The organism is Polynucleobacter duraquae (genome assembly GCF_000973625.1).
Taxonomy (GTDB): domain Bacteria; phylum Pseudomonadota; class Gammaproteobacteria; order Burkholderiales; family Burkholderiaceae; genus Polynucleobacter; species Polynucleobacter duraquae.
In genome coordinates this window covers 1,858,748-1,872,510 of record NZ_CP007501.1, presented here as the reverse complement: position 1 = coordinate 1,872,510, position 13,763 = coordinate 1,858,748, and the positions used below count along the sequence as shown (strand labels likewise).

Sequence of the window (13,763 nt, the reverse complement as noted above, 5' to 3'; positions counted from 1 at the left end):
AGATCATGTTTATTTGATAAATATCCCAAAAGTCCTGATATTTACATGCGGAAGTTTTCGCCTAGGTAGACTCGTCTGACAGCATCGTTTTCGATAATTTGGTCTGGCTTGCCTTCAGCCAGGACGCTGCCTTCACTGATAATGTAAGCATGATCACAAATCCCCAACGTTTCTCGAACGTTATGGTCGGTGATGAGCACGCCAATTTGGCGGTCTCTTAAGAAGCGCACAATCCGCTGGATTTCTCCAACCGCAATTGGGTCAACGCCTGCAAATGGCTCATCTAGCAAGATGAACTTGGGTTGGGAGGCTAGTGCTCTAGCAATCTCAACACGACGACGCTCGCCACCAGATAGGGAAAGCGCGGGGTTATCGCGTAGATGGCTGATTTGGAGCTCACCTAAGAGCTCATCTAATCGATGCGCAATATCGGCCTTACTTAATGGTTTTCCACCTTGTGCTTGCAGTTCTAGTACAGCTTGAATATTTTCAGCCACGTTTAGCTTTCTGAAAACAGAAGCCTCTTGCGGGAGGTACGATAGGCCCATGCGAGCTCGTTCGTGAATGGGTAGGCGCGTAATATCGACGCCATCTAAAACAATGCTCCCACCATCTAATGGAACCAGGCCGACAATCATGTAGAAAGAGGTTGTTTTGCCAGCACCATTTGGTCCCAAAAGCCCTACCACTTCTCCGCATTTCACCTCTACCGACACATCCCTCACAACTGTCCGAGATCCGTAGCGCTTTTGAAGGTGCTGAGCGCTTAAGGTTGCTGGTTTTTGAGTGCTACTGGAATTCGTGGTCATTTCTCTAGTGTAGCTTTTCTTCTTGGTGAAAGGATGGCTCTGGCTAGTGGCAGGTCTTCAGCTTTGGCATTAGCAGGTGGCGAGACTTGATAGCGCTGCTGAACATCATCGTAGTCAATTTTCCAGCCGTGTAATTGATCTAGCATTTGCATATTGTGAAGACGCTTCAAGTTAGCATCACCGGTCAATGTGAGAAGCTCAGTTTTTGCATTGTAGGTAACGGTTTTCCCCCGACCTTGCATAAATTCATTGGCTGGTCCTTCGCGTCTTTGTCTAAAGCTAGCAGTAGATTCAGGATTACCCTGAACATCAACGTATTCATAACCCTCGGGGTCGACTTTGATATTACCCTTAGCGCCAGTAATTAAAATACTGCCTTTGATTAAGAGTACTTCACCATCAAGTTCATAAACCTGTTGTACATCGTTCACAGAAACTTTTTCTGCTTCCAAGATAATGGGTTTGTCTTGATCTGCTTTTTCAGCATGAGTAGTAAGACAAGTGCCTAGTAGCGCAAACGCTACTAACATTTTTTGTAAAAGCTTCATTGCTGTGCTCCAGATTGAACGCGCTCGATACGCCCCTTGACCTGTCCAGATAAAACCATGCTTTGTTCGATATTATTAAATACACCGCCATCAGTTGATTTCATCACAGAAACCCCTTGCTCAAGCGTAATGGGTTTATCGGTTTTAATAATGTCATCATTAATGAGCACTTGGAAATATGAAGAGCGCGCAAGCATACGCGGTCTCGCGGGCTCACTTGTTGATGCAGCCTGTTGCGGTCGAAATATTTCGGCGTTATCAATCAGATCCAAAATCGTGAGGTCACCATCTAAATGACCCTTGTCTGCTTTAACGGTCACCGGTGACTTTTCAGGCGGGAACAGGCGTATGCGCGGTGTCTCAATATCGATTGAAGCATCATCATCATAGTGAATCACTTTCTTACCTAGCACACGATATTTGGTATCACCTGATTCATTAAGGGCAGATAAGGCACCGTTACTAATAATATAGTCAGGCTCATGAAGGCGCACACGTTCAATTGCCGATTTTTCTGCCGGTGCACTTTTCTTAACTAACCAAAATGTGACTAGAGTGAGCGTGCCCATCAGAATCAAAGGCATCAGACGTAAGGATGTACGCCAGATGCTCAGTTTGATTTTTTGGGTATTCAGTTCCATTGCAAATTGACCTTAAGCGCGCGCCTGAGAGAGTAATTCCTCATAACGGTTTTGCGCCTTCAAGATCAGATCACAGACTTCACGTACCGCGCCACTACCGCCGGATCGAGTGGTGACAAAGTGCGCACTTTCTTTTACAGCGTCATGTCCTTGCGCTGGGCATATCTTCAGGCCTGCAGACTTCATCATTTGAAAATCAGGCCAGTCATCACCCATTACCGCACAATCACTAGACTGTAGTCCGAGAGATTGCAGTATGTTTTTTAAGGCTATAGCCTTATCTTCAACACCCATGTGTACATGCTTGATGCCAAGCTCATCACAACGGGCCAAAACCATTTTGGAGCTACGCCCTGTAATGATGGCTGTTGGAATACCTATTTTTTCCAACAACTTGATTCCCAAACCATCCTGAATATCAAAAGCCTTCAAGGATTCTTTGCCATTTTCGCCAATAAAAACTTGGCCATTAGTCAAGACGCCATCGACATCTAGGACAAGAAGTTTTACCGTCCCAGCACGATCCCAGGCCTGCGGATATTGGCTCAAAGGATTGGTGTTGTGAGCGTGAAAGGCAGTTGGCATGGGAGTGGGTCAGTAATTAACTAAAAGTGACAGGTTTAAATAACCTTGGCGGCAAATAAATCATGGAGGTTGAGTGCTCCAAGTAATGCGCCTGCAGGATCGGTTACTACCAAATGATTGATACGATGCTTTTCCATCATCTCGATAGCTTCCTCTGCTAATAACTCGGGTGGAATTGTGCGCGGTGCTGCGGTAATCGCTTTTTCTAAAGTGAGACCATCTAAATTGGTGCTTTTCTCAAGCAGGCGACGTAAGTCACCATCTGTAAAGATACCGGCAACTTTGTTTGCTTTATCTAGAGTAACGACCATACCCATACGCTTGGCAGTCATCTCGATTAAAGCATCTTGTAGGGAAGCGGAGATTGCAATCTTAGGAGTCTCATCAAAGCTTCGCATAACTTCGCTGACATGCATGAGCTGTTTGCGACCTAAGCGGCCACCTGGGTGTGAGCGCTGGAAATCCTCTGCCTGGAAGCCGCGCGCATCTAGCAGGGCGACAGCTAGGGCATCGCCCATAGCGAGGGCTGCGGTTGTACTGGTGGTTGGGGCAAGGTTAAGTGGGCAAGCCTCTTTTTCAACACTAGTGTCTAAATGGGCATCGGCTAACTTTGCCAAAGAGGAATTTGGTGCGCCAGTCAGTGCAATCAGTTTTGCTCCAGTACGCTTGACGATCGGCACAATAGTGAGTAATTCATCGGTCTCGCCGGAATTAGAGAGTGCAACAAAGACGTCATCACGAGTCACCATCCCTAGATCGCCATGACTAGCTTCAGCGGGATGAACAAAAAAAGCGGGGGAGCCTGTAGAGGCAAATGTGGCGGCAATCTTGCGAGCAATATGCCCTGATTTACCAATTCCAGAGACGACAATGCGGCCTTTGCAGGAGTGCAGCAGATCGACTGCCAATACGAGGGCATCAGCGTCTGCACCTTCAAGGCGATCGCGCATGGTGTGCAGTGCAGCAGCCTCAATCGTGAGGGTGTCGCGTGCAAGCTTTAGGGTTCGGTCACGAGTCTTAGCTATCATGGGGTGAGTATATGCCGTCAGTCCTTCAGTTAACTCTCATCTTGCTGGCCTCCGCAGTGGCTGGGGTAGTTATTTTCCGCTATTTTGGACTACCCCCTATTTTGGGCTATTTGGCCATTGGTGTCCTCATTGGGCCACATGCCCTTGGTTTGGCCAACGATTCCGCTACAGTCAAGTATTTAGCTGAATTTGGCGTAGTTTTCTTGATGTTCTCCATCGGTCTGGAATTCAACCTGCATAAGCTACGGGCTATGCGGACCATCGTATTTGGCTTAGGCGGTAGTCAGGTTATTTTGACTATGCTACTGGCAGTCCCGGCCAGCCTCTTGATGAACTGGATTTACCCTATTTCTTGGCAGGCGGCCATTGCACTGGGGGGCGCTTTAGCGATGTCCTCTACAGCTATCGTTACTAAGCTCATCTCTGATCGCTCCGAAATTGAAACCGAACATGGGCGCAACATCATCGGTATTTTGCTCTTTCAGGACTTGGCGGTAGTTTTCCTGTTGATTCTGTTGCCCTCGCTCGGTAAGAATCCTGGAGACCTATTTTTAGCCCTGACTGCAGCATCAATCAAGATCACGGTAGCTTTGGTGCTGATTTTTGTTATTGGCCAAACCTTGATGAGTCGCTGGTTCGGTTTGGTTGCCAAGCTAGGTTCCCAAGAGTTATTCATGCTTAACCTCTTGCTCATTGTTTTGGGCATGGCAGGGCTGACTGAGCACTTTGGCTTATCGCTAGCGCTCGGTGCTTTCTTGGCTGGGATGTTGATTGCAGAGACACCTTATCGTCATCAAGTGGAGGAGGACGTTAAGCCATTTAGGGATGTGCTCTTGGGCCTGTTCTTCATTACTGTTGGTATGTTGCTTGATTTCGAAGTGATCTATCAGCAGTGGATGCTGGTCTTGCTCTTATTGATTGGTCCTCTGATTTTCAAGTTCGGTTTGATTGCATTGCTGTCACGTGCTTTTGGCTCAAGTCCAGGTATCTCCATACGGACGGGCTTATGTTTGGCGCAGGCTGGTGAATTTGGTTTTGTACTGTTAAATCAAATTGATGGTTTGGATTTAATTGATCCCGCTTTGAGTCAAGCTGTATTGGCAGCAATGCTGCTGTCAATGTTTGGCGCACCTTTCTTGATTCAATACAGCGATCGTATCGCGATGCGTTTCTCTAGCAATGAATGGTTATTGCAATCGCTGGCGCTGACACGTGTTGCGGCAAAAAGTGTTCGGACAGAAAACCATGTGGTCATTTGCGGCTTTGGTCGGTCAGGTCAAAGCTTAGCCCGCATGCTTGATCAAGAAAAAATTCCTTACATTGCATTAGATATGGATCCTGATCGTGTAAAGGAGGCTGCTGCTGCCGGAGATAACGTGGTCTATGGCGATGCAAGTCGAGAAAATTATTTAGTAGCTGCTGGATTGTCAAGAGCAAAGGCAGTAGTGATTACTTATGCGGACACACCGGCTAGTTTTAAAGTCTTACATCAAGTCGAGCGCCTGCGTCCTGGTATGACAGTGTTGGTGCGTACTAAAGATGACGCCGATTTAGCGAAGTTGCAAGCAGCTGGTGCGACCGAGGTAGTGCCGGAGTTAATTGAAGGTAGCTTAATGATGGCGTCCCATGTCTTACTGATAATGGGTGTGCCCATGCGCAAGGTGGTGCGTCGCATTACCGGTGCACGTGAAGCTCGTTATAGCCTGTTGCGCGGCTACTTTCGTGGCGTTAATGATGAGGTGGACTCCAAAGAATCATGGCGCTTGCATTCGGTTACTTTGCTGCCAGAGTCAGCCAGTATCGGACAGACGCTTGAAGAGCTACATCTTGAAAATGAAGGCGTGAGCGTGCAGGCAGTCAGGCGAAAAGTGGGCGGCTTTGACTACGTCAAATTAGAGCTCACCCCAGACTTGCGTTTGCAAGCCAATGATATTTTGGTGCTCTCAGGCAATTCAGAAGCAACTGATTTAGCCGAATCTAAATTGCTCGGATGATGTCATTCGACTTACTCAGCACAGCTACCTTTTCTTTTTGGTAGGCGTTGTTTTACGAACTAGCAGTGGTGCCAGGTAGTGACCGGTAAAGCTGGACTCATTCTTCGCAACTTCCTCGGGTGTACCAGTAGCAATAATCTGTCCGCCACCAGCGCCACCTTTAGGTCCTAAGTCAATAATCCAATCTGCAGTTTTGATCACGTCTAAGTTGTGCTCAATGATCACGATGGTATTGCCTTGTTTCTTCAAGGTCTGAAGAACAGTTAGCAACAACTGAATGTCATGGAAATGCAAGCCCGTAGTTGGCTCATCCAGGATGTAGAGGGTCCTGCCGGTATCACGTTTGGAAAGTTCTAAAGAGAGTTTGACACGTTGTGCCTCACCACCAGACAGGGTTGTAGCGCTTTGACCTAATTTCACATAACCTAAGCCTACATCGAGCAAGGTTTTAAGTTTTCGTTTGACAATTGGAACAGCTTCAAAGAATTCATGGGCTTGTTCAATAGTCATCGACAGCACTTCATGAATATTTTTGCCTTTGTAACGAATGTCTAAAGTTTCACGGTTGTAGCGTTTGCCGTGACAGACATCGCAGGGAACATATACATCTGGTAAGAAATGCATTTCTACTTTAATAACGCCATCACCTTCACAGGCATCGCAACGACCGCCTTTGACGTTGAAAGAAAAACGTCCTGCTTCATAGCCACGCTCGCGTGCAGCAGGTACGCCACAAAAGAGCTCTCTGATGGGCGTGAATAATCCAGTGTAAGTAGCTGGGTTTGAACGTGGGGTTCTACCAATCGGGGATTGGTCTACGCTAATGACCTTGTCAAAGTTCTCCAATCCTTTAATCGCATCATGCGCTGCTGGTTCGGCATTTGAACCATAGATGTATTGCGCAACCGCATGGTGCAACGTGTCGTTGATGAGAGTAGATTTACCTGATCCAGATACACCAGTGACGCAGGTTAATAGGCCGACAGGAATCTTGGCATGAACGGATTGCAAGTTGTTACCACGTGCACCAATAATTTCTAAGAACTTGTCATTTACTGGAATGCGTTTTTCAGGAACTGCGATCCACTCACGGCCTGATAAGTAGGCGCCCGTGAGAGATTTAAGATTAGCCTCTACTTCTGCGGGAGTGCCTTCGGCTACGACTTCACCGCCATGAACTCCAGCACCAGGGCCAATATCAATTACATAGTCAGAAGCGCGAATCATATCTTCATCATGCTCAACTACCAGCACGCTATTGCCGAGGTCACGCAAATGCTTCAGGGTGCCGATGAGTCTATCGTTATCACGCTGATGCAATCCAATGGAGGGCTCATCCAATACATACATGACGCCGGTCAGGCCGGAGCCAATCTGAGAGGCCAAGCGAATGCGCTGCGCTTCACCACCCGAGAGGGTGTCGGCACTGCGTTCTAGTGAAAGGTAGTCTAAGCCGACATCGTTTAGGAATCGTAGACGTGAGCCAATTTCTTTCACAATCTTGTCAGCAATTTCCCGTTTAGCACCTTTCAGCTCTAAAGATTCAAAATATTCTTTAGCTTCTTTCAAGGGCAGGGCGCTGATTTCATAGATTGCACGTGATTGCTTGCCATCACCCACTTTGACAAAACGCGCTTCTTTTCGCAAACGAGTGCCACTACATGATGGGCAGGTCTGTACATTTTGATAGCGTGATAATTCTTCTCGAACAGTTGCCGAGTCAGTTTCGCGATAGCGGCGCTCAAAATTAGCAACAATGCCTTCAAAGGCATGTTGACGAACGCTATTTTTGCCACGTTCATTAATGTATTCAAATGGAATGGTGATATCACCGGAGCCCAACAAAATAAGATCTTGTTGTTTTTTACTGAGGGTCTCAAAAGGTTTCTCGACATCAAACCCACCATGTTTAGCAAGCGTTTGTAAGAGCTTGAAATAAAACTGATTACGACGATCCCAGCCTTTGATGGCGCCAGACGCTAGCGATAAATCTGGGTGAGCAACAATGCGCTTGGGATCAAAGAAAGACTGATGGCCCAAGCCATCACAAGAAGGACATGCGCCCATCGGGTTATTGAAAGAGAAGAGGCGTGGCTCAAGCTCTTGTAATGAATAGGAGCAAATTGGGCAAGCAAACTTACTAGAGAAAATCATCTCCTTGCCGGTGTCCATATTGACGATCATGGCTTTGCCGTCAGCAAGGCGTAGAGCAGTTTCAAAAGATTCTGCTACACGCTGCTGAATATCAGGACGCACTTTAATGCGATCTACGACTACTTCAATTGAGTGCTTATCATTCTTCTTTAATGCTGGCAATTGATCTACTTCAAAGATCTCTGCCTTGGCTGTGTTGGTTGTTCCGCCACCAGAGCGCACTCGAAAGCGGACAAAGCCTTGCGCCTGAAGATCTTGGAATAAGTCGACGAACTCACCCTTGCGCTCGCTTACCACGGGAGCCAAAATCATGAGCTTAGTATCTTCTGGCATAGCTAAAACGGTATCGACCATCTGAGAGACGCTTTGTGCCTCTAATGGAAGATCGTGATCTGGGCAATGCGGGGTTCCGGCGCGTGCAAATAACAAACGCAAGTAATCATGAATTTCTGTGACCGTACCCACGGTCGAACGCGGATTATGGCTAGTCGCTTTTTGCTCAATTGAGATCGCTGGGGATAGCCCTTCAATCGTGTCGACATCGGGCTTTTCCATCAGCTGTAAGAATTGGCGGGCATAAGCAGATAAGGACTCTACATAGCGACGCTGACCTTCGGCATACAGGGTGTCAAAAGCCAATGAGCTTTTGCCTGAGCCAGATAGGCCAGTCAAAACGACTAATTTCTCTCTAGGGATATCTAGATTGATGTTTTTAAGGTTGTGGGTGCGGGCACCGCGGATCTTGATTTCGTTATTCATGATTTTTTAGCGTAACTTGTTAATATAGCTCTTTCCCATGAATCCTTCTGAACTTCGCTCCGCTTTAGCCTTGGCAGGCATCTTTGGCCTCCGAATGCTAGGCCTTTTTTTGCTTTTGCCCGTCTTTAGCATCCATGCCAAAGACTTGCCTGGAGGCGACCAAGCATTCCTAATAGGGCTAACACTGGGCATTTTCAATATTGTTCAGGCCTGCTTCCATATTCCCTTAGGTAGGCTTTCTGATCGAATCGGTCGAAAAAAAGTCGTTTTATGGGGTCTGTCCTTATTTGTTGCTGGAGCATTGATTTGCGCAGCAAAGGACGATTTGCTTTGGATCGCCATTGGGAGGGGGATCATGGGCGCTGGAGCAATTTCTGCAGCAGTCTCTGCTTGGGTTGCTGATCTCACTCGGGAGCAAGTGCGCAGTCAAGCCATGGCCTTGGTTGGCGTCAGTATTTCATTATCGTTTGCTGTTTCGCTGGTTGTTGCTGCCCCGCTTTATCGCATGATTAGCTTAAGCGGGATGTTTTTAGTATTGGCAATCTTAGGCGCCATAGCGATGTTAGTAGCTTATTTTGTATTGCCAAATAACAAGCCTGAAGTTTATGCACAGCAAGATTCACTGAAGCAGGTATTTCTGCGTCCAGAGCTCATGCGCCTCAATGTGGGGGTGTTTGTTTTAAACGCCACCCAAGTGGCTATGTTTTTAGTAGTGCCGCGCCTATTAGAGCAAGCGGGATTTCCGCTGAGTGCACACTGGCAAGTTTATCTCTCAGTCGTCTTACTCTCTTTTGTGTTTATGGTTCCACTCTTGATATACGGTGAGAAAAAACAACGTATACGAATTGTTTTATTAATAGCGATCGTTCTTCTGATTATTGCTGAAATCATCTTTACACAAGCCTCATCCGTGATGCTGATTGCAGTGGCACTGCTGGTTTACTTTGTAGGCTTTAACCTGCTGGAGGCGTTGCAACCCTCATTGGTAACTCGTTATGCAAAAGAATCCAAGGGAACTGCTCTGGGCGTTTACAACACTACCCAGTCGATAGGCCTCTTTACAGGTGCCGCTATTGGGGGTTGGTTAATGGATGCCCATGGTAATTTATCGGTCTTTGTCATGGGTGCAGCATTGCTTTTGTGCTGGCTTATAATTGCTTGGTCGATGCGCGAATTACCTGCAAAAGTAGTGGATTCAAAGGATTTAACTGCAAAGGCATAGTTGTAGCTTTACTGATTCCATTTATTTTTTAGCTACATTTCAGATTTAATTAATCGTATTATTTTTCTTCGGGAGACAACATGGCTTCGGTAAATAAGGTCATCATCGTAGGTAACGTAGGACGTGATCCAGAAACGCGTTATATGCCAAGCGGCGACGCAGTAACTAATATTTCAGTAGCGACATCGGATCGTTACAAAGATAAGCAGTCTGGCGAAATGAAAGAAACCACAGAATGGCACCGTGTTGCATTCTTTGGAAAACTTGCAGAGATCGCTGGTCAATATCTCAAAAAAGGTTCACAGGTTTATGTAGAAGGTCGTTTACGCACACGTAAGTGGACTGATGCTAGTGGCCAAGAAAAATACTCCACTGAGATCGTTGCAGAAACAATGCAAATGCTGGGTGGCAAGCCAGTAGGTGGCAGTGGTGACGGTGGTGAAAGTTACAGCCGCTCAAAGCCGGTTGAGAACTCTGCGCCAGCATCTTCTAATGCGGCATCCCTTGGCGCAATGGATGACGATATTCCGTTTTAAGGATTGCATTCATTTGTTTTGCCAAGATAAAAAGCCCTTCAAGAAGGGCTTTTTGTTTAACTACTGTTTTTGTTACTGCCTTGCATGGCGAATATTTTCCGGCCAAGGCGAATTATGATCAGTGCGGAAGGGATTAATATCGAGCCCACCACGTCGTGTGTAGCGCGCGTAGACAGAGAGTTTTTCTGGTTTGCACTGGCGTTTGATATCCGTAAAGATCGTCTCGACACAATGCTCATGAAACTCACCCAATTGCCGAAAGCCGATGAGATAGCGCAGTAAGCCTTCTTCCAAAATCGGGCGGCCTTGGTAACGAATTTGCACGCTAGCCCAATCTGGTTGACCAGTCACCGGGCAATTGGATTTGAGTAAATGGGAAACCAGGCATTGCTCGATTGGCCCAAAAGATTCATTCACCTCAAGCAAGGTGGCATCTGCAGATAAGCTTGGATCAATCTCGATATCAAGACGGTCCATCAGAACGCCACTCATCTCCTGCATTCCTTTTTTGGTAACCGCTTCAGTTGAATGAATACGAGTAGTAATCTTGCTACCTGCGAATGCTGATAAATCAGTGATCAATCGTTCGCGAACTTCTGCTTCATCTTCAAAGCGGGCGCTATTGAAACTATTGAGGTACAGCTTGAATGACTTGGACTCAATCATGTTCGGCGAATCGGCTGGAACTTGAAATTCTGCTAAAGCAATTTGAGGCTTACCTTTTTTATTGAGCCAGCTAAGCTCAAAAGCATTCCAAATATCGACCCCTACAAAAGGTAGAGCTTGATTTGGTTTTATGTTGAGCTTGAGGCGATTCTCGGAGCGGGGAATCGGGAATAGCAAGCTCGGATCATATTGATCGGGATATGGCGTTGCTTGACCAAGCGAAAGTGTGGACATTAGTTTTTAGGTTTATTGGATACACCAGACACCACGTGACCAGTCGGTGCTACTGAAGCAGCAGATTGGCAGTGACCTGTTTGATCATCAAAGAAAAAGTCTGGCTCGAACTCTCGGAGGAATTCACTTTTGGAAAGTCCACCCAGGAACATGGCTTCATCAACATCAACACCCCAGGCCATCAGCGTGCGAATAGCGCGCTCATGTGCAGGAGCAGAGCGAGCGGTGACTAAGGCGGTGCGAATGCGCATCCCTTTCTCGCTAGTGGTGCGTTGCAAACTATGGAGTGCTTCTAGCAAAGGTTTGAATGGGCCCGGCGGCAGAGGGATCGCAGCTTTTTTGCTTTCATGATCGACAAATGCTACTAAACCTTCGCTCTGAAAGACTTGTTCGGCTTCATCGGAAAAGAGAACGGCATCTCCGTCAAATGCAATGCGGATTTCATTCGGGTGGGACTCTGCAGTCTTGCTCGATTCTGGGTATACGCGCGCAGCAGGAAAGCCTGCATCAATTGTGGCACGCACATCATCTTCATTTGCCGAGAGAAACAAATTAGCATGTAAAGAGCGCAAGTAGTGATAGGGTGGGCGCCCTCTCGTGAATACGCCACGCTCTAAATGAAGGCCATGATGTTCGGCTGAACGAAACACGCGCAAGCCGCTAACCGGGTCATTGCGAGAGAGAATTACTACCTCGACACGTTGCTCACCTTCTTCATTGAAGGCCAATAACTTCTTTACTAATGGAAAAGCAACGCCTGTTTGAGCGGCCTTAGACAGGCGCTCTAATTGCAGCTTCATATAGGCGCTGTCATCAGTGGATTCAAAGATGCGATTCTCTTCCTCAAAATCAAAAAGTGCGCGCGATGAAATCGCCACAACGAGTTTTCCGGTAAGTGTGTATGACATTGCGGATTCGATCTTATGGATTAACTCTTATTTGAGAAAAAGGCGATAAGCCGGGTTATCAGTTTCATTCCAATGTGGATAGCCAAGTGACGCTAAGAAGTTTTGGAACTTCTTCTGTTCATTTTTAGGAACCTGAATGCCTACTAAGATACGGCCATAGTCCGCACCGTGATTGCGGTAATGGAAAAGACTGATATTCCAGTTTGGCGCCATACTCGTGAGGAACTTCATTAGAGCCCCTGGTCGCTCTGGAAATTCAAAGCGGTAGAGTAGTTCATCTTGGGCGAGGGTTGAGCGACCACCCACCATGTGGCGTAAGTGAGACTTGGCTAACTCATCATGAGTCAGATCGATCGTTGCAAACTTGGCTTTATGGAAATGCTTTGCGATTGTGCTGCTATCACTTGCCTTTTGGGTTCCGATGCCCACAAAAATATGGGCTTCACTTTGGTCAGCAATACGATAGTTAAATTCAGTGATATTACGATTGCCGAGTAATTCACAGAAGCGCCTGAATGAGCCCCGCTCCTCAGGAATGGTCACAGCAAAAACAGCTTCGCGGAATTCACCAACGTCGGCACGTTCTGCGACAAAGCGCAGGCGACTGAAATTCATATTCGCACCACAAGCAATCGCTACCAATGTTTTCTTCTTGAGGCGATGTTTGTCTACATACTTTTTCATACCGGCAATAGCTAAAGCGCCAGCGGGCTCTAGAATGCTGCGGGTATCTGTAAAGACATCATTAATGGCTGCGCAGATCTCATCAGTATCGACAGTAATGATGTCATCGACTACGCGTTTGCAAATACGGAACGTTTCCTTGCCAACTAACTTTACTGCCGTACCGTCTGAGAAGAGACCTACATCTTTCATTTCAATGCGTTTGTTAGCTTCCAGTGACCTTCTCATCGCATCCGAATCAACTGACTGAACGCCAATTACTTTGGTCTTGGGGCTAACTGCTTTGACATATTCCCCAATGCCGGCTATTAAGCCACCACCACCAATGGCCACAAAAATAGCATCAATCGGCTCTTGGTATTGCTGAAAGATCTCTAGAGCAATCGTGCCTTGTCCTGCAATCACATCGGGGTCATCAAAGGGGTGAACAAAGGTAAGCCCCCGTTTTTTTTCTAAAAGCTCGGAGTATTTAAAGGCATCACTATAGGATTCACCATGCAAAATCACTTCTACCCAAGAGCCGCCGCGCGCCTTGACGGCATTGATTTTGAGACTGGGGGTGGTGAGGGGCATCACGATGACTGCTTTGCACTTCATTTTGGCTGCTGCTAGGGCAACGCCTTGGGCATGATTGCCCGCTGAAGCGGCGATTACCCCCCTTTTTAGGGCTTCTGGGGGTAAATGGGCCATTTTGTTATAGGCGCCACGTAATTTGAATGAGAAAACCGGTTGGTTATCTTCTCTTTTGAGCAACACTTGATTGCCTAAGCGCTTTGTGAGTTCGGGGGCTACTTGGAGCTCTGTTTCCCTAGCCACATCATAGACTCGGGCCGATATAATTTTTTTTAAATAGTTCGTTGCCATGCGATGAGCGTACCATGAACGGGCTCTAAGCCCTTAAATTTGAAGGGGTTTATCGCCCCAAGCCAACATCTTTATTGGTTTCCTGCCAATATCAACCTCCCTCAATTAAAATGCATATTTACCAAATATGA

At 46.9% G+C, this 13,763-nt stretch carries 12 protein-coding genes; 3 read left to right on the top strand and 9 right to left on the bottom strand.

The window, feature by feature from the left end; translation table 11 throughout:
* Positions 1–41 precede the first annotated feature (41 nt).
* Genes lptB through CL55_RS09550 form a run of 5 tightly spaced genes read right to left on the bottom strand, consistent with a single transcriptional unit; the run spans position 42 to position 3,611 of the window.
* A complete protein-coding gene (lptB, locus tag CL55_RS09570; protein WP_046330877.1) occupies positions 42–809 on the bottom strand; it encodes an LPS export ABC transporter ATP-binding protein in 768 nt (255 codons plus the stop codon).
* Positions 806–1,357 (bottom strand): lipopolysaccharide transport periplasmic protein LptA, encoded by a 552-nt coding sequence (gene lptA / locus CL55_RS09565; RefSeq protein WP_052728821.1) that lies wholly within the window; start codon positions 1,355–1,357, stop codon positions 806–808. The genes lptB and lptA overlap by 4 nt, the downstream gene beginning before the upstream one ends.
* Positions 1,354–1,998: an LPS export ABC transporter periplasmic protein LptC gene (gene lptC / locus CL55_RS09560; RefSeq protein ID WP_046330875.1), complete on the bottom strand. Its 645-nt coding sequence runs from the start codon at positions 1,996–1,998 to the stop codon at positions 1,354–1,356. Before lptC ends, lptA begins: the two co-directional genes overlap by 4 nt.
* Before the next feature lie 12 nt (positions 1,999–2,010).
* The gene (locus CL55_RS09555) at positions 2,011–2,583 is read right to left on the bottom strand and encodes a KdsC family phosphatase (RefSeq protein WP_046330874.1); all 573 of its coding nucleotides are present in this window, start codon (positions 2,581–2,583) and stop codon (positions 2,011–2,013) included.
* A gap of 35 nt (positions 2,584–2,618) precedes the next feature.
* Positions 2,619–3,611, bottom strand: a complete 993-nt coding sequence (locus CL55_RS09550) for a KpsF/GutQ family sugar-phosphate isomerase (protein ID WP_046330873.1) — start codon at positions 3,609–3,611, stop codon at positions 2,619–2,621.
* Between the two features lie 11 nt (positions 3,612–3,622).
* On the opposite strand from CL55_RS09550, the gene CL55_RS09545 reads away from it, so the two are divergent.
* Positions 3,623–5,605 (top strand): monovalent cation:proton antiporter family protein, encoded by a 1,983-nt coding sequence (locus CL55_RS09545; protein ID WP_046330872.1) that lies wholly within the window; start codon positions 3,623–3,625, stop codon positions 5,603–5,605.
* A 24-nt stretch (positions 5,606–5,629) separates the two neighbouring features.
* On the opposite strand, the gene uvrA is transcribed toward CL55_RS09545, so the two are convergent.
* A complete protein-coding gene (gene uvrA / locus CL55_RS09540; protein WP_046330871.1) occupies positions 5,630–8,518 on the bottom strand; it encodes an excinuclease ABC subunit UvrA in 2,889 nt (962 codons plus the stop codon).
* A gap of 37 nt (positions 8,519–8,555) precedes the next feature.
* Between uvrA and CL55_RS09535 the strand changes: the two genes are divergently transcribed.
* Together CL55_RS09535 and ssb are read left to right on the top strand one after the other, a co-directional pair.
* Complete coding sequence (locus CL55_RS09535; RefSeq protein ID WP_046330870.1) at positions 8,556–9,740, top strand: MFS transporter; 1,185 nt, start codon at positions 8,556–8,558, stop codon at positions 9,738–9,740.
* 80 nt (positions 9,741–9,820) lie between these two features.
* Positions 9,821–10,276 carry a single-stranded DNA-binding protein gene (gene ssb / locus CL55_RS09530; RefSeq protein WP_046330869.1) on the top strand — a complete coding sequence of 152 codons (456 nt, stop codon included), beginning with the start codon at positions 9,821–9,823 and terminating at the stop codon, positions 10,274–10,276.
* A gap of 72 nt (positions 10,277–10,348) precedes the next feature.
* Here the strand turns inward: ssb and queF are convergent, their stop codons facing one another.
* From queF to ilvA, 3 genes are read right to left on the bottom strand one after another with little or no spacing between them, the layout of a single operon-like run.
* Positions 10,349–11,176, bottom strand: coding sequence for an NADPH-dependent 7-cyano-7-deazaguanine reductase QueF (gene queF, locus CL55_RS09525; protein ID WP_046330868.1), 828 nt, complete (start codon positions 11,174–11,176; stop codon positions 10,349–10,351).
* Positions 11,176–12,084, bottom strand: a complete 909-nt coding sequence (locus CL55_RS09520) for a 5'-nucleotidase (RefSeq protein WP_046330867.1) — start codon at positions 12,082–12,084, stop codon at positions 11,176–11,178. The genes queF and CL55_RS09520 overlap by 1 nt, the downstream gene beginning before the upstream one ends.
* A gap of 27 nt (positions 12,085–12,111) precedes the next feature.
* The gene (gene ilvA / locus CL55_RS09515) at positions 12,112–13,632 is read right to left on the bottom strand and encodes a threonine ammonia-lyase, biosynthetic (RefSeq protein ID WP_046330866.1); all 1,521 of its coding nucleotides are present in this window, start codon (positions 13,630–13,632) and stop codon (positions 12,112–12,114) included.
* Between the last annotated feature and the right edge of the window lie 131 nt (positions 13,633–13,763).